We start from the raw sequence: 20,472 nt of genomic DNA on the forward strand, positions 1-20,472 counted from the left end.
GGCCCCCACCCTGCGGGTCTGGGAGTGGGCCTCGCCCGCCGTGGTCATCGGCAGCTTCCAGTCGCTGCGGAACGAGGTGGATCCCGAGGGGGCGGTGCGGACCACGACGGCGCCGTTCGTGACCGGGGTGTCGGTCCAGGTGGTGCCGCCGTCGACCGAGACCCGGACGCGGAGGGAGCGCGTCCCCCGGCCCGCGGCGGGGCCCTGGACCGTGACCGGGACGCGGAGGTCCGTTCCGGCGGGGGCCGTGCCGTCGAGGGCGAGCGGCGGGGTGAAGCGGACGGCGCTCAGCGGGAGCGCGGCCGGGGCCGTGGTCGCGGCGGAGTCGAAGGTCCAGACGGCGGTGGTGCGGCCCGCGTGGGTTCCGGTGCCGTGCAGGGCGGTGGCGGTGAGGCGGTAGCGGGCCCGGTCGGGGGCGTCGAGGGTGAAGGAGGCCCGGCCCGGGGTGCCCCGGTGGGTGCCGACGAGGACGCCGTCGCGGTGGAGGGTCGTGGCGGCCGAGCGGAAGACCGGGTCGGAGGGGGCGTGGCCCTCGCCGTCGGCGAGCAGCGGCAGGTCGAGGGCGAGCCGGTCGCCGTCGCGGACGCCGGCGGGCGAGCCGGTGGACGGGAGCGCGGGGCCGAGGACGGCGTTGTCGAAGGTGTGGGTGGTGGTGACGCCGGCGCGGACCGGAACGTCCTGTGCCTCGTACAGGTTGGGCGGCGTCTCCGGCGTGCCGGGCGTGGTGTACAGGATGTCCCAGGCGCCGCGTTCGGGGGTGACGTGGAAGGTCGCGGCGCCGGGGCGGGCGAGTTCCGCGGCGAGGCCGACGGTGGTGCCCTCGGACGGCTGGACCGCGACGGAGCCGGTGCCGCCGGCGCCGTCCCGGTCGGCCGCGCGGGCCGTGAGCGTGGCCAGGTCGCCGGCGGCGGGCCTGCGGACGAAGCCGGTGAGGGAGCGGCCGGAGCTGAAGCTGTAGCCGAGGCCGTAGTCGGACCGCTCGCCGATCCAGTAGCTGTCGAACGAGGCCGTCACGGAGCCGGGTTCGGCGGCGGGGCCGAGGTGGGCCACGCGCAGGCCGGTCGCCGAGGACATCAGGTGCGTGGAGCGGGTCTGTCCGCCGTGGCTGACCCGCACGGACGACATGGCGTGCCGGGGCTGGGCACCGGCCTCGGGCGGGCGCACGTCGATGGGGGACGTGGTGCGGGCGTCGATGGTGACGGTCGTGTCGCGGTCGAGGTCGAGGCGGGGCTGGACGATCCAGTCGGTGCCGGCGCCCTCGCGCTGGGGGTACACCTGCGAGTCGAGGAGGTAACGGCCCTTGGGCAGGCGGACGGTGACGGTACCGGAAGGGTCGTGGGGGTGCTCCTCGACGTCCGCGCCCGCGCCGGAGACACCGGTGACCTGGGTGCTGTAGGCGGAGGTCGGGGCGCCGGTGCGGTCGAGGTGGCGGAGGGTCAGGGCGACCGTCTCGTTCCGGGCGGCGGAGGCCGGGGTGGCGGGCGGAGCGGTGAAGGCCGTGGCCGTGAGGGCGGCGGCCAGGGCGAGGGCGGGGCGGATCCTGGAGCCCTTGGCGCGGGGCGTGGAGGGCGTTTTCTGGATCTTGGATCCGGTGTTCCGCGTGCTGGATCCGATGCTCTGGATCTTGGATCCGGGGTCCTGGATCTTGGATCCGGGGTCCTGGATGTCGGATCCAATGTTCCGAGTGTTGGATCCACTGTTCTGGACGTTGGATCCAGTGTTCTGGATCGTGGATCCGGGGTTCCGGGGCGTGGGGTGCGGCGTCGGTGTTTCGTTCATGCAGGGAACTGGGCGCGGGGGGACGGGAGTTCCCGTGACCTGGGACACAGGGGTGGCGGGGGCGGGCCGGTGGTGTGGCGCGGGTCACGGGAACTCGGCTGAACCGGCAGCCAGTACCTGGTGTGGAACAAGAAATGAGAGAACGTTTCCGGGCCGGGGATCCCACCGCGCTCGGGGAGGCGTACGACGCGCACGCACGCGTGCTGTTCCAGTACGCGTACCGGATGTGCGGTGACCGGGCCGCGGCCGAGGACGTCGTGTCCGCCACCTTCCTGGAGGCCTGGCGGTGCCGGGGGAAGGTCCGCGCCGAGGGCGGGAGCCTGCGGCCGTGGCTCTTCGGCATCGCGACCAACGTGCTGCGCGGGGCCGCCCGGGAGGCGCGCCGGCGGGACGCCGCGCTGGCGCGGATGCCCGACCGGGGGGTGCTGCCGGACTTCAGCGACGCGGTGGCCTCGCGGCTCGCCGACGAGGAGCGGCTGCGGGCCGCCCGGGTGGCCCTCGGCCGGCTCCGGCGGCGGGAGCGGGAGGTCTTCGGACTCGTCGTGTGGGCCGGTCTCGACTACGCGACGGCGGGCGAGGCCCTGGGCGTCCCCGTCGGCACGGTGCGGTCCCGGCTCTCGCGGGCCCGGGAGCGGCTGCGTGCGCTCGCCGAGGCGGAGCTGCGCGCCGGACGGCGCGGGCGCGGCCGGCGTACGGACCCCGCCGGTGCCGATCCCCTCCTCTCCCCCTCCCCGCCCGTGAGCACGGGCCGTACCGTCCTCGTCCCCCGAACCTCCCCGGAGAAGCCGGCATGAACGACATCGATCCTCGTCCCCAGGACGCGCTGCGCGCCGAACTGACGGAGCTGCTGCCGCCGCCTCCCGTACCGGAGTTCGCGCCGGACCGGGAGCGGGAGCTGCGGCGGGCCCTGCTGGCCTCGGCGCGGCCCGCGCGGCCGGCGATGTGGTGGACCCGGCGGGCCGTGCGGTTCGCGGTGCCCGCCGTGGTGTGCGGCATCGCGGCCGGCGCGGTGCTGGTCGCCGCTCCCCCGGACCCGCGTGAGCAGCGTCCCGCGGTGCGGGCGGAGGGGGCCGCCGCGGTGCTGTCGCGGGCGGCGCTCGCCGCCGCCTCAGCCGCCGCGCCGGGCGCGCGGCCCGAGGAGTTCGTGTACGTGGAGAGCCTGGTGTCCCGGGCGGCGCGTCCGGCGGGCGGCGGGGCCGCCGTGGTGGAGCCCGTGCACCGGCGGCAGGTGTGGCTGTCGGCGGACGGGAGCCGGTCCGGGCTGCTGCGGGAGGAGGGGTCCCGGGACACCGAGCTGTCGCCGCGGCTGCCCGTGTACGAGCTGGAGGGCCCCGGTGCCGAGCCCCGGCGGACGGTCCTGGAGCCGGAGGCGCCGTCCGTGACCGCTCCGACGCACGCCTTCGTGGCGGGGCTGCCGACCGATCCGGAGGCGCTGTTGCGGCTGGTGCGGGAGGAGACCCGCGCCGGCGGCGGGGACGCGGACCAGCGGGCGTTCACGGCGATCGGGACGCTGCTGGCCGAGACCTGGGCGCCGCCGAAGGTGACGGCCGCGCTGTTCGAGGCGGCCGCGCGGATCCCGGGCGTCGAGGTGGTGCCGTCGGCGCGGGACGCGGCGGGCCGGGAGGGCGTGGCCGTGGCCCGTACGGCGGGCGGGGAGCGGACCCAGTGGGTCTTCGACCGGTCGACCTCGGCGTTCCTCGGTGAGCGGACCGTGGCCGTCGCGGGCTCGGACGCCGGGCCCGCCGGGACGGTGCTGAGCGAGACCGCGGTGCTCACCAAGGCGGCGGTGGCGCGGGCCGGGCAGCTGCCGGGCTGATCCGGTCCGCCGTGGGAGGGGCGCCCCGCCGTGGGGCGCCCCTTCCGCGCGTCAGCCCCGGCGGGCGGCCGCGAGGGACTCGTAGAAGCGCAGCAGGTCGAGGTTGTCGACGGAGCCCGCGTTGACGGCCTTCTCCAGGGGGGTGCCCTGGAGAAGGCGCTTGACGGGGACCTCGATGCGCTTGCCGGTGAGGGTGTGCGGGACGCCCGGGACCTCGATGATCTCGTCGGGGACGTGGCGGGGCGAGAGTTCGGCGCGGATCGTGGACCTGATCCGGGCGATCAGGTCGTCGTCGAGGGCCGCGCCCTCGGCGAGGTGGACGAAGAGCGGCATCCAGTAGCCGCCGTCCGGCTCCTCCAGGCCGATGACGAGGGACTCCCGGATCTCGGGGAGCCGTTCCACCGCCTCGTAGATGTCGGCGCTCCCCATGCGGACGCCCTGGCGGTTGAGGGTGGAGTCGGAGCGGCCGTGGATGACGACCGAGCCGCGGTCGGTGATCGTGATCCAGTCGCCGTGGCGCCACACGCCGGGGAACATCTCGAAGTAGCTGTCTCGGTAGCGGCTGCCGTCGGGGTCGTTCCAGAAGTGGATCGGCATCGAGGGCATGGGGTTGGTGACGACGAGTTCGCCGACCTCGCCGACGACGGGCTTGCCGGAGGGGTCCCAGGACTGGAGGTCGGTGCCGAGGCCGGCGGCCTGGAGCTCGCCGATGTGGACCGGGAGGGTGGGGACGGCTCCGGCGAAGCAGGAGCAGACGTCGGTGCCGCCGCTGACGCTGGCGATCCACAGGTCCTCGCGGACCTCGTCGTGGAGCCAGCGGAAGCCGTCGGGCGGCAGCGGGGAGCCGGTGGTGGCGACGCACTTCACGGCGGACAGGTCGAAGTCGCGGCCGGGGTGGACGTCGGCCTTGGCGCAGGCCATCACGTAGGCGGCGGAGGTGCCGTACAGGGTGGCGCCGGTGCGTTCGGCGACGCGCCACTGGGCGCCGGTGTCGGGGTGGCCGGGGCTGCCGTCGTACAGGACGACGGTGGTGCCGGTGAGGAGGCCGGAGACGAGGAAGTTCCACATCATCCAGCCGGTGGAGGTGTACCAGAAGAAGACGTCCTCGGGGCCCAGGTCGCAGTGGAGGCCGAGCTGCTTGAGGTGCTCGATCAGGATGCCGCCCTGGGACTGGACGATCGCCTTCGGCAGGCCGGTGGTGCCGGAGGAGTACAGGACCCACAGGGGGTGCGCGAAGGGCACCTGCTCGAAGACGGGTTCCACGTCGGCGGCGACGAGGTCGGCCCAGTCGAGGGCGCCCTCGGGGGCGGGGGTGCCGAGGAGCGGGATGTGGACGACGGCGCGGAGGGTGGGGAGTTCGGCGCGGAGTTCGGCGACGGTGTCGCGGCGGTCGTGCTCCTTGCCGCCGTAGCGGTAGCCGTCGACGGTGAAGAGGACGACCGGTTCGACCTGCTGGAAGCGGTCGAGGACGGAGCGGGCGCCGAAGTCGGGGGCGCAGGAGGTCCAGACGCCGCCGACGGAGGCGGTGGCGAGGAGGGCGACGACGGCCTGGGGGACGTTCGGCAGGTAGCCGCTGACGCGGTCGCCGGGGCGGACGCCGAGGGCGCGCAGTTCGGCGGCGAGCGAGCCGACCTGGCGGCGGAGTTCGGCCCAGGTGATCGGGGTCGGCTCGTGGGTCTCGTCGACGTGGAGGAGGGCGGTGTCGTGGGGGCGGTCGGCGGCGGCGCGCAGGGCGTGCTCGGCGTAGTTGAGGGTGGCCCCGGGGAACCAGTCGGCGCCGGGCATCGAGCGGTCGCCGAGCACGCGCGCGTAGGGGGTGGCGAAGCGGATGTCGAACCATTCGGCGACGGCCCGCCAGAAGGTCTCCAGCTCGTCGACGGACCAGCGGTGCAGGGCCGGGTATCCGCCGTCGGCGGGGGCGCCGTGGTGTTCGGCGGCCCACGCCTGGAAACGGGTGACGGCGGCGTGGGCGACGCGCTCCTCGTCCGGCTGCCAGAGCGGCTCGGTCGGCTCGGTCGGCGCAGTTGTCATCGGGTGGCTCCCTGGCTGTACGCGGGTCGGCGTGTGTCGCGCGCACGTGCGGGGGTGTGCGCGTGACGCGGCTGACAGGACGATGCCATGGGAGCGGCTTTCGCACCAGGGCCGCCCGCCCGTGGTCGGCAGGTTGAACATGTGCCCCCGCCTCGGGTGAACGGTGGTTGAACGAGGCTCGTATCGCCGCTGGTGGGTGGCAGGGTGGCCCTCATGGACGGTCGTGGACTGGTGCGTTCGGTGAGGGTGTTCGGTTCGGTGCGGGGGCTCAGGACGGTACGGGCGGCGTGGCGGCAGCGGAGGGCGGACGCGTCGGCGCTGCCGCCGAGGGGGGCGGAGCGGGCCCGGGTGCCGGGGCTCGCGGAGGGGGCGGAGGCTCTGCCGGGCGGGGGGATCGTACGGTTCGCCCGGTCGTCGCTGCGGGTGTGCGTGTCGGCGGGCGGCACGGTGTTCTGGGGGTGGGACGGGGCGGGGGCCGAGCCGTCGTACGCGCTGGCGGGCGCGGCGCCGGAGCCGGATCCGCGGGCGGTCCTGGAGCCGGACACGGGCGGCGGCTGGCGGGTGGTGTCGGAGCGGGTGACGGTGGCGGTCTCGCGGCACGGGGCGGTGGAGATCCGCACGCCGGGCGGGGTGATGCTGCGGCGGGACCTGCCGCCGCGCTGGTGGGAGCCGGTGGCCGGGGGGCCGTCGCGGTGGGCGCAGCGGGCGGAGGTGCCGGCGGACGCGCGGTTCTTCGGTCTCGGCGGGCGGTCGGCGGGGCCGCGGCTGCGGGACGGCGCGTACCGGCTGTGGAACACGGACCCGAAGGGGCGGTTCGGGCCGGAGGACGATCCGCTGTACATCACGATGCCGGTGCAGTTCGTGGTCGCGGACGCGGGGACGCACCTGGCCTTCCACGACAACACGTGGGACGGGCGGGTGACCCTCGCGGAGGGCGAGGAGGGCGCCGGGTCGGGACACGACCGGCCGGGCACGAGCGAGGTGCGGATGGAGGGCGGTCCGCTGCGCTGCTGGGTGGTGGTCGGGACCCCCGCGCGCGTGCTGCACAACTGGGCGGCGCTGACCGGGGCGCCGGCGCTGCCCCCGGCGTGGGCGCTGGGGCCGCAGCACGCGCGCTGGGGGTTCGGCAGCGCGGCGGAGGTGCGGCGGGTGGTGGCCGGTTACCGGGAGCGGGGGCTGCCGCTGTCCGCGGTCCACCTGGACATCGACCACTACGACGGGCACCGGGTGTTCACGGTGGACCGGGAGCGCTTCCCCGACCTGCCGGGGCTCGCGGAGGAGCTGCGGGGGCAGGGGGTGCGGCTGGTGTCGATCGTCGACCCGGCGGTCGCGGCGGAGCCGGGGAACGTGCTGTACGCGGAGGGGCGGGCGGCCGGGGCGTTCGTGCGGGACGCGCGGGGCGAGGAGGTGCACGGGGTGGTGTGGCCCGGGGAGTGCGCCTTCCCGGACTTCACGGACCCGGCGGTGCGGGAGTGGTGGGGCGGGCTGTACGAGGAGCGGCTGCGGCAGGGCTTCTCCGGGGTGTGGCACGACATGAACGAGCCGGCGTCGTTCGCGGCCTTCGGCGACCCGACGCTCCCCCGGTCGGCCCGGCACCACCTGGACGGGCGCGGCGGGGACCACCGGGAGGCGCACAACGTGTACGGGCTGCTGATGGCCCGGGCCGGGTACGAGGGGCTGCGGCGGCTGCGGCCCGGGGAGCGGCCGTTCCTCTTCACGCGCGCGGGGTGGGCGGGGATGCAGCGGTACGGGGGCACCTGGTCCGGTGACGTGGCCACCGGGTGGCCGGGGCTGCGGGCCTCGCTCGCGCTGGTGCTGGGGCTGGGGCTGTGCGGGGTGCCGTACTCGGGGCCGGACGTCGGCGGTTTCGACGGGAGCCCGTCGCCGGAGCTGTTCCTGCGGTGGTTCCAGCTGGGGGCGTGGCTGCCGCTGTTCCGGACGCACGCGGCGCTGGGCGCGGGGCGGCGGGAGCCGTGGGAGTTCGGGCCGGAGGTGCTGGAGCACGCGCGCGTGGCGCTGGCCGAGCGCGAGCGGTTGCACCCGTACTTCGTGACGCTGGCCCGGCTCGCGCGGATGACCGGCGCGCCCTATGTGCGGCCGGTGTGGTGGGGGACGCCGGAGGACCGGGCGCTGCGGGAGTGCGAGGACGCCTTCCTGCTGGGCGACGCGCTGCTCGTGGCGCCGGTGCTGCACCGGGGCGCGGACCGGCGGGCGGTGCGGCTGCCGCGCGGCCGCTGGTACGACACGGCGACCGGCGCGGCGTACGAGGGCCCCGGGCAGGTCCTCCTCGACGCGCCCCTCGCGCGCGTGCCGGTGCTGGCCCGCGCGGGGGCGGTCCTTCCGGTGCGGGGCGAGGGCGGGGAGCTCGTCCTGGAGGCGTGGGCGCCGGCGGCGGGCCGGACGGGCGGTGGTCTCGTCGTCCGGGACACGGGGGACGGCTGGGAGCCGGCGGAGATCGAGCGCTACCAGTCGCGGCTCGTGGACGGGCGGGTCGTGGTGGAGCGGGTGACGGAGGAGGGGGCGGTGGAGCCGGGGGTCGCGGTGCGGGTGCGGGGGGTGTGAGGGGGTGGGAGGCGCGAGGGCGTTGTCGGACCCTCCGCCTAGCATCCGGGGCATGGATCTGGAATCCCTGCGGGGCGAGGACGTCCGGCTGCCCGCCGGGCGCATGATGACGGCGGACGAAGGGGACGGCGGGGCACCGCCGTTGTGGCTGAGCGACGCGCCCGCGCCCTTCGGGGCGTGGGGGCGGATACGGGCCGCGCACCCGCGGACGGGGCTGTGGCCGCTGCTGCTCGAACCGCTGGACGGCGAGGGGGCGGACTTCCGGCCGTGGGCGTCGGGCGAGCTGTTCCCCGGGGAGGCGTCCCGGCTCTCCGACCACGACCCGGCGGCCGTCCTGGCGCACTGGTGGGAGGGCTGCACCTCGGCCGGCGAGGAGGAGGACGCGCTCTCCGCCGGGGAACGGCTCGCCGTCACCGCCCCGTACGGTGCGGCCTGGCCGGGCCTCGCGCCGGGGCGGGCGCCCGCGGAGGACCCCGACCGGCTGGCGGAGGAGCACGCGGAGGCGCTGCTGTCCTTCGGAGCCGAGGCGCGCCTGGGGCTGGTCGAGGCCGGCTCCGGGGCGGAGGCGCTCGTCGTCGCGGGCTGGTCGGGGCCGGCCAACCACGAGAACGACACGGCGCGGATCGCCGCGGTCGTCGCCGACTGGGAACGCCGCTTCGGGGCGCGGGTGTTCGCGGTCGGGTTCGACACGCTGCGGCTCTCCGTGGCGGCTCCCCCGGCCACCCTGGAGGAGGCCCTGCCGGTCGCCGCCGAGCACTTCGCCTTCTGCCCCGACAACGTGTGGCAGGGGCACGCCACCGACCTCGTCGCGTACGCCGGGCATCTGGTGGGGGCGGACGCGTGGACCTTCTGGTGGGACTGAGGGGCGGGGCCGGGGGTCAGCCGTACGCGCCCGCGAACCACTTCCCCATGGCCTCGGTGTGGAGGGGGAAGACCAGTTCGCGCGGTTCCGGGACGACGAGGCGGGCGGAGGTCTCCGGGGTCGGGGCGAAGGCGGGGAGGGAGTCCGCCGGCACGGGCGGGAGGAGGCCGAAGACCAGGAGGTGCTCGCCGGAGCAGAGGACGTCGGCGAGGCGGACCCGGTCGGCCGGCACGTCCAGGCCGGTCTCCTCGCGGAGTTCGCGGACGACGGCGGTGCGCCAGTCCTCGCCGTGGTCGATGAAGCCGCCGGGGAGGGCGGTGCCGCCGTGGCCGGGGTGGATGGCGCGGGTGACGGCGAGCAGGCCGGTGCCCTCCGGGCCCGTGACCGGGAGGAGGGCCACGGCCACCGGGAGGGGGTTGCGGTAGGCGGTGGTGGCGCAGGCCGGGCAGGTGCGGGGCCAGGCGGCGGTGCCGGCCGGGTAGGGGGCTCCGCAGGCCGAGCAGTGGGAGTGGGGGACGGGCGCGGTATCGGTCACGGGGGGACCGTACGCGACGGGGGTTTCCCGGCGGGGGCGGAACTGGTAGACCCGGTGCGCATGACTGGACTTGCCTCTGCGCTCCGCACCCTCGCCGTCACGGGCGCGGCCTCGCTGCTCGCGTTCGCCGGCTCCGCCGCCTCCCCCGCCGTCGCCGTGCCGGAGCCGAAGGCGCCGCGGGAGTTCGTGGCGCTGGACTCGGTGGACCGGACGATCCTTCAGGAGATGCGGTACACCACGCCCCACAACTTCGTGGGCGAGCCGATCGACGGCTACCGGCAGCCCCTGTGCGTGCTGACCAGGCCGGCGGCCGAGGCGCTGCACCGGGCGCAGACGCGGCTGCTGGCCCGGGGCTACACGTTGAAGGTGTACGACTGCTACCGGCCGCAGCGGGCGGTGGACCACTTCGTGCGGTGGGCCGAGGACCTGGCGGACGAGCGGATGAAGGCGGAGTTCTATCCGCTGGTGGCCAAGGAACGGCTGTTCGCCGACGGGTACATCGCGGAGAAGTCCGGGCACAGCCGGGGTTCGACGGTGGACCTGACGGTCGTGCGGCTGCCGGCGGCACGCACGCGCGCGTACGTGCCGGGCGAGGAGCTGACGTCCTGCACCGCGCCGCGTGAGGAGCGGTTCCCGGACAGCTCGGTCGACATGGGGACCGGGTACGACTGCTTCGACACGCTCTCGCACACCGACGACCCGAGGATCACGGGCGAGCAGCGGGCCAACCGGCAGCTGCTGAAGGGGGTGCTGGCGGCGGAGGGGTTCGTGAACCTGCCGGAGGAGTGGTGGCACTTCACGTACAAGCCGGAGCCGTTCCCGTCGACGTACTTCGACTTCCCGGTGGCGCGCCGGTCGGTGGCCGGGCACTGACGTCTTCCGCCTCCGGGAGGCCCGTGCCAGACTCGCCGCAGAGTTCTGACGCTTCGTCAGATCAGTGCGGGAGGAGCGGGGATGACACGGACGCGCAGGCCGGTGGTGGCCGGCTGGTTCACCGACGACACCGTCCCGGACGGGGAGTTCCGGCTCCTCGGCACCCGGTGCTCGGCCTGCGCGGCGGTGTTCTTCCCGCGCGAGGACGACGCCTGCCGCAACCCGCGCTGCGCGGGCGGCGGCACGCTCGACGAGACGCCGCTCTCGCCGCGCGGGCGGGTGTGGTCGTACACCGACGCTCGGTACCGGCCGCCCGCCCCGTACGTCTCCGATCCGGACGCGCCCTGGGAGCCGTTCACGCTGGTCGCGGTCGAGCTCGCCGCGGAGGGGATGGTGGTGCTCGGGCAGGCCGCACCCGGCGTGCGGACCGCGGACCTGGCGGTGGGGATGGAGGTCGAGGTGGTGCCCGGGGTCCTGAACGAGGACGCCGAGCACGTGTGGACCACCTGGCGGTGGCGGCCCGTGGGGACGGAGGGGCGCGCGTGAACGACATCGCCGTCATCGGGGCCGGGATGCACCCCTGGGGCAAGTGGGGGCGGAGCTTCGTCTCGTACGGGACCGCCGCCGCCCGCGCCGCGCTCGCCGACGCGGGCGTCCGGTGGTCGGACATCGGATCCATCGTCGGGGCCGACACCGTGCGGTGCGGATATCCGGGATACGTGGCCGGGGCGACCTTCGCGCGGGCGCTCGGCCGGCAGGGGGCGCGGGTCACCAGCGTGTACGCCGCCTGTGCCTCGGGCGCCCAGGCCATCGGCGCGGCCCGCGCGCAGATCCTGGCCGGGCTCGCCGACGCGGTCCTCGTCGTCGGCGCGGACTCCACCCCCAAGGGCTTCTTCGCACCGGCCGGCGGGGAGCGGCCCGACGACCCGGACTGGCTGCGGTTCCGGATCCTGGGCGCCACCAATCCCGCGTACTTCGCGCTGTACGCCCGCCGCCGGATGGCCCTGTACGGCGACACCGTCGAGGACTTCGCCCGGGTCAAGGTGAAGAACGCGGCGGCCGGGGCGCTCAACCCGCTGGCCCGCTACCGCGAGCCGGTCACGGCCGGGGAGGTCGCAGCCTCGCCGGTCGTGGCCGATCCGCTGCGGCTGCTCGACGTCTGCGCCACCTCGGACGGCGGGGCGGCGCTCGTGCTGTCCAGCGTGGAGTTCGCGCGCCGGCACGGGCACCCCGATCCGGTGCGGATCCGGGCGGTGTCGACGGTCTCCCCCGCCTACCCCGAGGCGGTGCTCGACCTGCCCGACATCGCGACCGACTCCACCACCGCGCTCGCGCCCGCGCCGCACGCCTTCCGCGCCTCGATCGCGCGGGCGGCGTACGAGGAGGCGGGGCTCGGCCCGGAGGACCTGTCGCTGGCCGAGGTGTACGACCTGTCCACCGCGCTGGAACTGGAGTGGTACGAGGACATCGGGCTGTGCGGGCCCGGCGAGGGCGCCAAGCTGCTCCGGGACGGGGTGACCCGGCTCGGCGGCGCGCTGCCGGTGAACACCAGCGGCGGGCTCGCCTCCTTCGGGGAGGCCGTGCCCGCGCAGGCGATCGCGCAGGTCTGCGAGCTGACCTGGCAGCTGCGGGGCACGGCCGGCGACCGGCAGGTGCCGGGGGCGCGGGCCGGGATCACCGCCAACCAGGGCCTGTTCGGGCACGGGTCGGCGGTGGTGGCGGTGCGCTGAGCCCGCCGCCGGAGCCGTACGGGGCCGCCACGCGCGCGTGGCGGCCGGGAGCCGTACCGCTCAGGGGGCGACCGGTTCGTGGTCCCGGTCGGCGAGGACCAGGGCGTGCTCGACGACGGCGACGAGGACGTTCTTGACCGACTCGCGGTCGCGGGCGTCGCACATCACCAGCTCGACCTCGGGGTCGAGGTCGAGCGCCGCCCGCACGGTCTCCGTCGGGTAGCGGCGGGCGCCCTCGAAGCAGTTGACGGCCACCGTGAAGGGGATGCCGCGCCGCTCGAAGTAGTCGATGGCGGCGAAGCTGTCCTCCAGGCGGCGGGTGTCGGCGAGCACGACCGCGCCGAGCGCGCCCTGGGCCAGCTCGTCCCAGAGGAACCAGAAGCGGTCCTGGCCGGGGGTGCCGAACAGGTACAGGACGAGGTCCTCGCGGAGCGTGATCCGGCCGAAGTCCATGGCGACCGTGGTGGTCGTCTTGGACTCGACGCCGTGCAGGTCGTCGACCGGCCGGCCGGCCTCGGTGAGGACCTCCTCGGTCCGCAGCGGCCGGATCTCGCTGACCGCGCCGACCAGCGTCGTCTTGCCGACTCCGAAGCCGCCCGCGACCAGGATCTTCAGGGTCACCGGTTCGACGGGGGGCTTCTTGCGGCTAGAGCGCCCGAAGGCCATTGATCACCTCGCGGAGGATGCTCACGTCCGGCAGCTGGGCCGGCGGAACGGGGCGGGTCACGTGCACGAGTTCCTCGTCGACGAGGTCGCCGACCAGGACGCGGACCACCCCGACGGGGAGGTCGAGTCCGGCGGCGAGCTCGGCGATCGACTGGGGCTGCTCGGAGCAGCGTTCGACGATCTCCACGTGTTCCGGGGAGAGCGTCTGGTCGCGGCCGGGGTCGTCGGCGGCGGGCTCGGGGACCACCACCGCGATGAGGTCGAGCCGGTGCCGGCCGGCGGCGCTGGTCCGGCCCCGGGTCATCGCGTACGGGCGGACGACCGGCCCCGCCTCGTCGTCGTACCAGTGGTGGGGGGCGGCCGTCCGCCGGCCGGGGACGTCCTGGTCGGGCTGGTCGCGCTCGGCTGCGTCACTCATGCGGGGCGGCTCACCCTCCCGTGGGCAGACCGGTCCGGGGGGCCGTGCCGAGGTGGGTGCCGACCCGCTTGACCATGAGGGTCATCTCGTAGGCGACCTGGCCGACGTCGGAGTCGGCGTCGGCGAGGACGGCGAGGCAGCTGCCGTCGCCCGCGGCGGTGACGAAGAGGAAGGCGTCCTCCAGCTCGACCACGGTCTGGCGGACCCTGCCCGCCTCGAAGTGGCGGCCGACGCCCTTGGCGAGGCTGTGGAAGCCGGAGGCGACGGCGGCGAGGTGCTCGCCGTCCTCACGGCTCAGGTCCTTCGACGCGCCGGTGGGCAGGCCGTCGCTGGACAGCACCAGGGCCTTGCGGATGGCGGCGACGCGCTGGACCAGTTCGTCGAGGAGCCAGTTCAGCTCGCCGTTGCCGTTGACGGAGCCGCCGGTGGTTGCTGCGGCGTTCGGTGCGGTCATCGACCGTCCCCCTCGGGTGTCGTTCCGTGTGCTGTGGTGTCGTCCGGGCCGGAGCCGTGCCGGCGTCCGCGCTGCCAGCCGCGCTGCATGGCGGCCATGCGGGCCCGGACCTCCTCGGCGTCGCGCTCGAAGTCGTCCCCGGCGGGGCCGGGTCCGTCGGTCGGCGCGGCGCCGGTGCCGGTCCCGTCGGCCGGGCGCTCGGGCTCCCGCAGCTGCGGGACGAGGCTGGCCTGCCGGACCCGGCGCGGCAGTCCGTCGAGCGGTACGGGCGCGTCGGCGGGTTCGGGAGCCGGTGCCCCGGCCCGGGCCCGGGCCTGCGGCGCCGGTGCCGTACGGGTGGCGTCGGCGCCGTCCGGGCGTACGGGCACGAGCGTGGGCCCGGTGGCGCGCGGCGGCGTCCGGTGCTCCTCGTCGCGGCCCGCGCCGGGGGCGGGGTGGGTGCGGCCGGGCTCGTCGAGCCGGCGGCCGCGGTCGACGACCAGGGTCGGCGGGCGGCGGCGCGGCAGCGGCACCGGGCCGTGGCCGGCGTCCTCGCCGGCCGGGTCGTCCTCGCCGTGGCCGCCGGCCTGGTCGGGGGCCTGCTGGTGCTGCTCGCCGGCCGGCACGAGGCCGGTGCGGCGGCGCTGGGGGCGGAAGAGGCCGCCGCGCTCGCTGTCGCTGTCGAGGAGGTCGGCGGAGCGGTCGAGGAGCGTCCCGATGTCCTCGGGGCCGAGCGGGGGCTCCAGTTCGACCGGGCCGTCCAGGGGGAGGTCGAGCGCCCTGCCCGGGCCGTCGGCGCCGGTCCCCGGGCCCACCGGGCCCGTCACGTCCGCCAGATCCGGCACGCGCGCGAGGGCGGGCCGCCGCTGCGGGAGGGGGGCCTCGCCGAGGACGCCGGCCACCGCCCCGGAGGTCGTACGGGATCCGCCGGAGGCGTCCGGGGTGCGGGGGTCCAGGCTCGTGCGGTCGAGGCGGAAGCCCGCGCCCTGGGTCTCGGGGGCGTCGGTGAGCAGCGCGGCCGGGATGAAGACGACCGCGGTGGTGCCGCCGTACGGGGAGGTCTGGAGCGAGACGCGGACGTTCTGGCGCTGGGCGAGCCGGCTGACCACGAAGAGGCCGAGGCGGTCGGTGTCGGAGAGCTCGAACTCGGGGGTCTCCGCGAGCCGCAGGTTGGCGTCGAGGAGCACGTCGGGGCTCATGCCGAGGCCGCGGTCGTGGATCTCCAGGGTGAAGCCGTTGGCGACGCGCTCGCCGAGGACCTGGACGGCGGTGTGCGGGGGCGAGAAGACGGTGGCGTTCTCCAGGAGTTCGGCGATGAGGTGGGTGAGGTCGGCGACGGCGGGGCCGCCGACGCCGAGCCGGGGCAGCCGGCGGACCTCGATCCGCTCGTAGTCCTCGACCTCGGCGACGGCGGCCCGGACCACGTCCATGAGCTGCACGGGCTTGCGCCACTGGCGGGAGGGGGCGGCGCCGGAGAGGATCACCAGGCCCTCGGCGTGGCGGCGCATGCGGGTGGTGAGGTGGTCGAGGCGGAAGAGGTCCGCGAGCTCCTCGGTGTCCTCGGTGCGCCGCTCCATGGTGTCGAGCAGGGTGAGCTGACGGTGGAGCAGGACCTGGTTGCGGCGGGCGAGGTTGACGAAGACCTCGGAGACGCCGCGGCGCAGCTCCGCCTGTTTGACGGCGGCCTCGACGGCGGCGCGCTGGAGGGTGTTGAGGGCCTGGCCGACCTGGCCGACCTCGTCCTCGCCGTACTTCAGGTGGGGGACCTCGGTCTCGACGTCGACGTGCTCGCCGGCGGCGAGGCGGCGCATGACGCTGGGCAGGCGGACGCCGGAGACCTCCTGGGACTCCTTCTGGAGGCGGCGCAGGTCGCGGACGAGGGAGCGGCCGACGCGGACCGAGATGCCGACGGAGGCGAGGAGCGCGAGGAAGCCGAGGACGCCGGCGACGCCCGCCTTGAGCAGGACGCTGTACGCGGCGGGCTGGACGCGCTCCTGGTAGCGGTCGCCGGCGGCGGTGTTCGCGCGGGCGAGCTCGTCAAGGACGGGGCTGGCCTCGTCCTGCCAGTACGCGGCGGTGACGGCCCGCGGCCGCTCGGTCGGGCCCTCCTCGATGAAGTCCTCCTCGGCGGTGCGCAGCGCCGCGGTCTCGGGGCTGCGCCAGTACTGCTCGTAGCGCTGCCGCTCGGAGGCGGGGAGGAGTTCGAGGTTGACCTCGTAGTACTGCTTGCGGCCGGCGACGAGGTCGGAGACGGCCCGGATCTCCTGGGCGGTGATCCGGTCGGCGACGAGGGCGGAGAGGACGAGGGCGTCCTCGCGGGAGAGGAGTTCGCGGGCGCGGGTGATGCCGACGAGGGCGCGGCCCTGCTTGTCCATCTCCACGTTCTCCAGCGCGTGGAGGGTGACGAGGAAGCTGTAGCAGGGGTCGACGAGCCGGTTGTAGAAGTCCAGGGCCTGGAGCCGGCCGATGCTGCGGCGCTCGACCGAGCGGCGCAGGGATTCGAGCTCGCCGAAGGCGGTGAGCAGCGAGTTGAGCTTCTGGGTGGTGACCGGGCGCATCTCCTCGCGCACGCCGGGGTCCTCGGCGTTGGCGCGGATGCGGGCGATCTGGCGGTCGGTGGCGAGGCGGGCCTCGCGGAGCTGGGTCAGCGCCTCGGAGCCGCGCGGGTCCGCCAGGTAGACGAGGGACTGGCGGCGTTCGAGCTGGATGACCCGGGCCGTGTCCTCGAGGGGGTAGCCGACCTTGTCGACGATGTAGCCGACGTCGAGGAGCTGGTCGGCCTCGCGTCCGGTGAGGACCGTGGCGAAGCCCCAGAGGCCGGTGAGGGAGACGAGCGGTACGAGGAGCAGCGCCACGATCTTCCGGCGGATGGACTTCCCGCGAAAGCGCATGGCCTCCCCCAGTACGGCCTCCGCGGCCACGGAGGTCCCTCGAACGGCGTCGCCGCGTCAACACGGCGCGTCAACCTTCGGTTTCAACAAACGGCGGCGTGAGCCTACTACTGCATCACGACCTTCTCGAAGGTGTGTCTGGGCGATTTTCAGCCTGCCGAGTGAGCGTTGATCAGGAGATGTCCTGGTATTCCAGGAGTTCGGATCGGTCACTGTGGCGCAGGACACTTGACGATGCACCATTTCACGCCCTGCCCGCAATGGCTGGAATCATTCGTTCCGCTCGCGATGCCGGGTGAAGTGGGGAAACCTTTTCCCTGTCCGGAGCGTCATGAAGTACGGGGGAACGCCCTGTCCGCGGACGGACGGTCGGGCCGCGCGCCGACCGCGCGCCGTGTAGATCCGCCGGGACCGGGCAGCCACCCCTGAGAGCGTCGTGTGGTGGGGAGTGACAGAACATGGAAGACGAGACGCGGACCGCGCGTCAGTTGTGGGTGGAGGACGAGCGCGGACTGCGGAGGATGCCGGACCCGGTGCGGAACGCGGCGGTGCGGGCGGTGATGATCGCGTCGGTGACGATCATCCTGGCCGTGGTCGCCTTCCTCACCTCGGTCACCGGCTCCTGGCTGGCCTACCCGATGACGATCGCGGCCGTGGTCGCGACCGTCGTGGCCACCTGGAGCGTGCTGGACATCTGGATCACCCGCCAGGTCTGGCGGCAGCGGGGCGGCGTGGTCTCCGAGCCGAGCAGCACCGCCTACCCGGGGCGCCGCGAGCGGGTCGCGGAAGAGCGGGTCGCCTGAGAGCACGGGCCGCCTGAAAGCACGGGTCGCCTGAGAGTACGGGTCGCCTGAAAGCACGGGTCGGCCGAGAGAACGGGTCGCCTGGGAGAACGGAAAGAAGGCCCGGACCCCCGAGGGGTCCGGGCCTTCCGCGCGTCTACAGCGGCGCCGGCGCCTCCTCGTCCTGGTGCCGGCGGAACATCCGGGTCGCCGTGATCTCGCCGTGGATCGTCTCGCCCTCGGAGGCCGGCTGCGGCAGGCCGGGGCGCAGGTGCTCCTCGACGCTGATGTACTTCAGGCCGGCCCGCAGGTCGGCGTCGTTGCGCAGCCGGATCACCAGCGGGAACTCGGCCAGCGCCGTGGTGTCGAAGAGGCCGGTGGTGTAGAGCAGCTGGACGCCGAGCGCGTCCGACACGGCCCGCTGGAGCTCCAGCAGGTACGTGGCGTTGGCCCGGCCGATCGGGTTGTCGAGGAACAGCGTGCCCGCGTGCCGGTGCTTGTCCCGGCCCCGGTCGTTGGAGCGGAGCGCCGCCATCGTGCAGTACAGGGCGATGGCCGCGGTGAGCAGCTGGCCGCCGGAGAAGACGTCGCCCATCTGCCCGACCGGCACCCGCTCGGCGCGCAGCACCGCGTCCGGCTTGAGGATCTCGACGGCGACCCCCTTCGGTTCGAGCGCCGCCTGCACCCCGCGCAGCAGCAGCGACATGCCGTCGCGGCGCAGGTCGGAGTTCTTCCTCACGGCGGCGCGGGTCGCCTCGTCGACGACCTCGCCGAGCCGCTCGGTGAGGGTGGCCTGGTCGGGCTCCTCGAAGCGGATCCGCAGGAACTCCTGGCCCGACCACTCCCCCAGCCCCTCGGGGAGCCGGGAGAGCCGCTGGGCGGAGCGGAGGGTGGCCAGCGAGGTCTCCACGAGGCCGCGCAGCCGGTCCACGATCGAGTCGCGGTTGCGCTCCAGCTGGGCCAGCTCGTCGGTGAGGACGCGCAGGCGCGGGGCGAACGCCTCGGCCCACTTGGCGGCGTGCTCGGGCAGCGCGGAGGCGGGCAGTTCGCGGATCTGCTGGCGGGCCGGGGTGCGGACCTGCTCGTAGCGGGTGGAGTTGGCGTGCCGGACGAGGATGTCGCTCGCCTCGCGGACGGCGGCGTCGGCGGCGGACAGCTCGGCGGTGCAGGCGCGCAGCGCCCGCCGGGCCTCGCCGGCCGCGGTCCGGGCCTCCTCCAGGGTGCCGGGGTACGGCTCCTGCTCCTCCGGCTCCTCCTCCGCGTGGTCGCGCAGCAGGTCGCGCAGGAGCGCGGCCGTCTCGTCGAAGCCGCCGGCCGCGTCCTCGGCGGCCCGGTGGTCGCGCAGCAGCCCGGCGTGGGCGGCGCGGGCCGCGTCCAGGGCGTCGCCGCGGGCGGCGAGCTCCGCGCTCGCGGTACGCAGCAGGGCCTGCGCCCCGTCGGCGTCGGCCGGGACCAGCTCCTCGGGCAGCTCGGTGTGGGCCTCGCCGTCCTCGGGGGCGAGCCGCTCGGCCTCACCGCGCAGCCGGCCGAGCTTCTCGCTCGCCTCGGAGGCGCGCGACTCCAGCATCTGCACCAGGGACTCGGCGCGGGCGGCGGCGGCCTGCCGGGACGGGCCGTCGGCGCCGTCGGTGGACTCCAGGAGCTGTTCGGCGCGGGTGCGGACCTTGTTGGTGAGCCGGTCCAGTTCGGCGAGGGCGGCGGACTCGTCGCTCTCGGCGCGGGCCTGCTCGGCGCGCAGGTCGGCGCCGACGCCGACCTTCTCGTACACCTGGGAGGCGGCCCGGTAGGCCTCCCGGAGGGTGGGGAGGGCGGTGCGGGGCGCGTCGGCGTCCGCCTCCGGCAGCTGGTCGGGGGCGCCCGCGATCTCGGCGCGCTCGGCGCGCAGCGCGCGGGCGGTGCGGTGGGCGTCGTCGGCGGCGCGCTGGGCGGCCCGGCGGTCCTCGTCGGCGGCACGCGCGCGCTCCAGGCAGGTCTGGGCGCGGGCCTCGGCCTCGGCGGCGTCGTCGGCGAGCTCGCGGAGCTTGGCCTGCCAGGCGGAGCGCTCGCGGAGCCGGAAGGCGAGGCCGGCGAGGGCGTCGGCGACCCGGCGGGCGCGCTGGGCGGCCTCCTGGCGCTCGTCGCGGACGGCGAGGGCCTCGGCGGCGGTCTCCTCGGCCTCCGCGCGGGCGGCGCGGGCCTCTTCGAGGGCCGAGGCGGCGGTCTCGGCGGCCTCGCGGGCGCCGGCGGCGGCGGTGGCGAGTTCGGTGAGCATGCCGGGCGGGCAGTCGGCGCGCCAGGCGCCGATCCGGGCGGCGAGGGCGCGGTCGCCGGCGAGCCGGGCGGCGAGGGCGCGGATCTCCTCGTCGCGGGCGGCGGCCCGCGCGCGCAGCGCCTGCCGCTCCTCGTCGGCGGCGTGCTCGTCGTGCATGGCCGGGTTCGGCGGCACGAGAAAGACGCTGTGGACGCCGGTGCCGTCATCACTGCCCGGGTCCTGCGCCGGTACGGGGGCGAGGAGGGCGGCGGCGGTGCCGACGGCGACGGCGGAGCGGGGCAGCAGGGCGGCGGAGCCGAGGACCTCGCGGGCCCGCCCGTAGGAGACGGGGTCGGTGATGACGACGCCGTCGACGAGTTCGGGGCGGGCGGCGAGCACGCGCGCGTGGTCGGCGGGGTCGACGGACTGGGCGAGGTAGCGCCAGCCGGGGAGGGCTGGGATGCCGTGCTCGCCGAGGAACTCGACGGTGGCCAGCACGTCGGGGCCGGGCGGCAGCAGGCCGCCGTCGCCGAGGGCGCCGAGGATGCGGGAGTCGTCGGCGGCGGCCGTGCGCAGGTCGAAGAGCTGGCGCTCGGCGGAGGAGACGGCCCCGTCGAGCAGGCGGCGCAGCTCCTCGGCGTACCGGTCGAAGTCGGTGACGGAGAGCGGCGTCCACGGGGCGGAGTCGCCCTCGTCGGCGCGGGGGGCGCCGGCGCCGGGCAGGCCGAGGAGTTCGGCGAGGCGCTCCTCGCCGGCCAGGGCCTCGGCGGCGCGGCGCCGGCGCCCCCCGCGCCGCCGCGGGCGACACCCCCCCCAGGACGCCGCTCACCCGCACCCACAACGACCCCTACCCCCAGGAGCTGC

Annotated in this window: 15 protein-coding genes and 1 pseudogene; 8 read left to right on the plus strand and 8 right to left on the minus strand. The window is 75.7% G+C overall.

Going from position 1 to position 20,472, the window contains the following annotated elements:
• A partial coding sequence (locus AB0E83_RS31125) for a hypothetical protein (RefSeq protein WP_362119332.1) occupies positions 1-1,779 on the minus strand: 1,779 nt, incomplete at its 3' end.
• A gap of 134 nt (positions 1,780-1,913) precedes the next feature.
• Between AB0E83_RS31125 and AB0E83_RS31130 the strand changes: the two genes are divergently transcribed.
• Together AB0E83_RS31130 and AB0E83_RS31135 are read left to right on the plus strand one after the other, a co-directional pair.
• Positions 1,914-2,573 carry an RNA polymerase sigma factor gene (locus AB0E83_RS31130; protein WP_362119335.1) on the plus strand — a complete coding sequence of 220 codons (660 nt, stop codon included), beginning with the start codon at positions 1,914-1,916 and terminating at the stop codon, positions 2,571-2,573.
• Entirely contained in the window at positions 2,570-3,595 is a 1,026-nt protein-coding gene (locus tag AB0E83_RS31135) for a CU044_5270 family protein (RefSeq protein ID WP_362119338.1), read from the plus strand. Before AB0E83_RS31130 ends, AB0E83_RS31135 begins: the two co-directional genes overlap by 4 nt.
• A 51-nt stretch (positions 3,596-3,646) precedes the next feature.
• Here AB0E83_RS31135 and AB0E83_RS31140 read toward each other — a convergent pair whose 3' ends face one another.
• A complete protein-coding gene (locus tag AB0E83_RS31140; protein WP_362119341.1) occupies positions 3,647-5,626 on the minus strand; it encodes an acetoacetate--CoA ligase in 1,980 nt (659 codons plus the stop codon).
• 213 nt (positions 5,627-5,839) lie between these two features.
• Here AB0E83_RS31140 and AB0E83_RS31145 point away from each other — a divergent pair, with 213 nt between their 5' ends.
• A complete protein-coding gene (locus tag AB0E83_RS31145) occupies positions 5,840-8,188 on the plus strand; it encodes a TIM-barrel domain-containing protein (protein ID WP_362119344.1) in 2,349 nt (782 codons plus the stop codon).
• Between the two features lie 52 nt (positions 8,189-8,240).
• On the plus strand, positions 8,241-9,050 hold the full coding sequence (locus AB0E83_RS31150; RefSeq protein ID WP_362119347.1) for a DUF4253 domain-containing protein: 810 nt from the start codon (positions 8,241-8,243) through the stop codon (positions 9,048-9,050).
• 16 nt (positions 9,051-9,066) lie between these two features.
• Here the strand turns inward: AB0E83_RS31150 and AB0E83_RS31155 are convergent, their stop codons facing one another.
• Positions 9,067-9,585 (minus strand): NUDIX domain-containing protein, encoded by a 519-nt coding sequence (locus AB0E83_RS31155; protein WP_362119350.1) that lies wholly within the window; start codon positions 9,583-9,585, stop codon positions 9,067-9,069.
• Between the two features lie 60 nt (positions 9,586-9,645).
• Here AB0E83_RS31155 and AB0E83_RS31160 point away from each other — a divergent pair, with 60 nt between their 5' ends.
• The 3 genes from AB0E83_RS31160 (at position 9,646) to AB0E83_RS31170 (ending at position 12,188) form a co-directional block, all read left to right on the plus strand.
• Positions 9,646-10,458 (plus strand): M15 family metallopeptidase, encoded by an 813-nt coding sequence (locus AB0E83_RS31160; protein WP_362119353.1) that lies wholly within the window; start codon positions 9,646-9,648, stop codon positions 10,456-10,458.
• Between the two features lie 81 nt (positions 10,459-10,539).
• Positions 10,540-11,004: a zinc ribbon domain-containing protein gene (locus AB0E83_RS31165; RefSeq protein ID WP_362119356.1), complete on the plus strand. Its 465-nt coding sequence runs from the start codon at positions 10,540-10,542 to the stop codon at positions 11,002-11,004.
• Positions 11,001-12,188 (plus strand): lipid-transfer protein, encoded by a 1,188-nt coding sequence (locus AB0E83_RS31170; protein WP_362119359.1) that lies wholly within the window; start codon positions 11,001-11,003, stop codon positions 12,186-12,188. Before AB0E83_RS31165 ends, AB0E83_RS31170 begins: the two co-directional genes overlap by 4 nt.
• A 60-nt stretch (positions 12,189-12,248) precedes the next feature.
• On the opposite strand, the gene AB0E83_RS31175 is transcribed toward AB0E83_RS31170, so the two are convergent.
• The 4 genes from AB0E83_RS31175 to AB0E83_RS31190 are packed head-to-tail and all read right to left on the minus strand — an operon-like array spanning position 12,249 to position 16,596.
• The gene (locus AB0E83_RS31175) at positions 12,249-12,854 is read right to left on the minus strand and encodes an ATP/GTP-binding protein (protein ID WP_362119362.1); all 606 of its coding nucleotides are present in this window, start codon (positions 12,852-12,854) and stop codon (positions 12,249-12,251) included.
• On the minus strand, positions 12,835-13,272 hold the full coding sequence (locus tag AB0E83_RS31180; protein WP_362119365.1) for a DUF742 domain-containing protein: 438 nt from the start codon (positions 13,270-13,272) through the stop codon (positions 12,835-12,837). Before AB0E83_RS31180 ends, AB0E83_RS31175 begins: the two co-directional genes overlap by 20 nt.
• A 10-nt stretch (positions 13,273-13,282) precedes the next feature.
• Complete coding sequence (locus AB0E83_RS31185) at positions 13,283-13,726, minus strand: roadblock/LC7 domain-containing protein (RefSeq protein ID WP_362119368.1); 444 nt, start codon at positions 13,724-13,726, stop codon at positions 13,283-13,285.
• Positions 13,723-16,596, minus strand: coding sequence for a nitrate- and nitrite sensing domain-containing protein (locus AB0E83_RS31190; RefSeq protein WP_362119371.1), 2,874 nt, complete (start codon positions 16,594-16,596; stop codon positions 13,723-13,725). Before AB0E83_RS31190 ends, AB0E83_RS31185 begins: the two co-directional genes overlap by 4 nt.
• Before the next feature lie 458 nt (positions 16,597-17,054).
• Here AB0E83_RS31190 and AB0E83_RS31195 point away from each other — a divergent pair, with 458 nt between their 5' ends.
• On the plus strand, positions 17,055-17,399 hold the full coding sequence (locus tag AB0E83_RS31195) for a hypothetical protein (RefSeq protein WP_362119374.1): 345 nt from the start codon (positions 17,055-17,057) through the stop codon (positions 17,397-17,399).
• Positions 17,400-17,535: 136 nt separating this feature from the next.
• Here AB0E83_RS31195 and AB0E83_RS31200 read toward each other — a convergent pair.
• Positions 17,536-20,385 (minus strand): annotated as a pseudogene (locus AB0E83_RS31200) (hypothetical protein); the annotation flags it as partial.
• Positions 20,386-20,472: the final 87 nt, after the last annotated feature.

The sequence above is a fragment of the Streptomyces sp. NPDC035033 genome (assembly GCF_040636735.1).
Taxonomy (GTDB): domain Bacteria; phylum Actinomycetota; class Actinomycetes; order Streptomycetales; family Streptomycetaceae; genus Streptomyces.

Bases quoted from the DNA above. Each gene is read 5' to 3' on its own strand.
- AB0E83_RS31135 (WP_362119338.1), top strand. From the start codon at position 2,570: ATGAACGACATCGATCCTCGTCCCCAGGACGCGCTGCGCGCCGAACTG.
- AB0E83_RS31160 (WP_362119353.1), top strand. From the start codon at position 9,646: ATGACTGGACTTGCCTCTGCGCTCCGCACCCTCGCCGTCACGGGCGCG.
- AB0E83_RS31130 (WP_362119335.1), top strand. From the start codon at position 1,914: ATGAGAGAACGTTTCCGGGCCGGGGATCCCACCGCGCTCGGGGAGGCG.
- AB0E83_RS31165 (WP_362119356.1), top strand. From the start codon at position 10,540: ATGACACGGACGCGCAGGCCGGTGGTGGCCGGCTGGTTCACCGACGAC.
- AB0E83_RS31190 (WP_362119371.1), bottom strand. From the start codon at position 16,596: ATGCGCTTTCGCGGGAAGTCCATCCGCCGGAAGATCGTGGCGCTGCTC.
- AB0E83_RS31185 (WP_362119368.1), bottom strand. From the start codon at position 13,726: ATGACCGCACCGAACGCCGCAGCAACCACCGGCGGCTCCGTCAACGGC.
- AB0E83_RS31175 (WP_362119362.1), bottom strand. From the start codon at position 12,854: ATGGCCTTCGGGCGCTCTAGCCGCAAGAAGCCCCCCGTCGAACCGGTG.
- AB0E83_RS31150 (WP_362119347.1), top strand. From the start codon at position 8,241: ATGGATCTGGAATCCCTGCGGGGCGAGGACGTCCGGCTGCCCGCCGGG.
- AB0E83_RS31140 (WP_362119341.1), bottom strand. From the start codon at position 5,626: ATGACAACTGCGCCGACCGAGCCGACCGAGCCGCTCTGGCAGCCGGAC.
- AB0E83_RS31145 (WP_362119344.1), top strand. From the start codon at position 5,840: ATGGACGGTCGTGGACTGGTGCGTTCGGTGAGGGTGTTCGGTTCGGTG.
- AB0E83_RS31195 (WP_362119374.1), top strand. From the start codon at position 17,055: ATGGAAGACGAGACGCGGACCGCGCGTCAGTTGTGGGTGGAGGACGAG.
- AB0E83_RS31180 (WP_362119365.1), bottom strand. From the start codon at position 13,272: ATGAGTGACGCAGCCGAGCGCGACCAGCCCGACCAGGACGTCCCCGGC.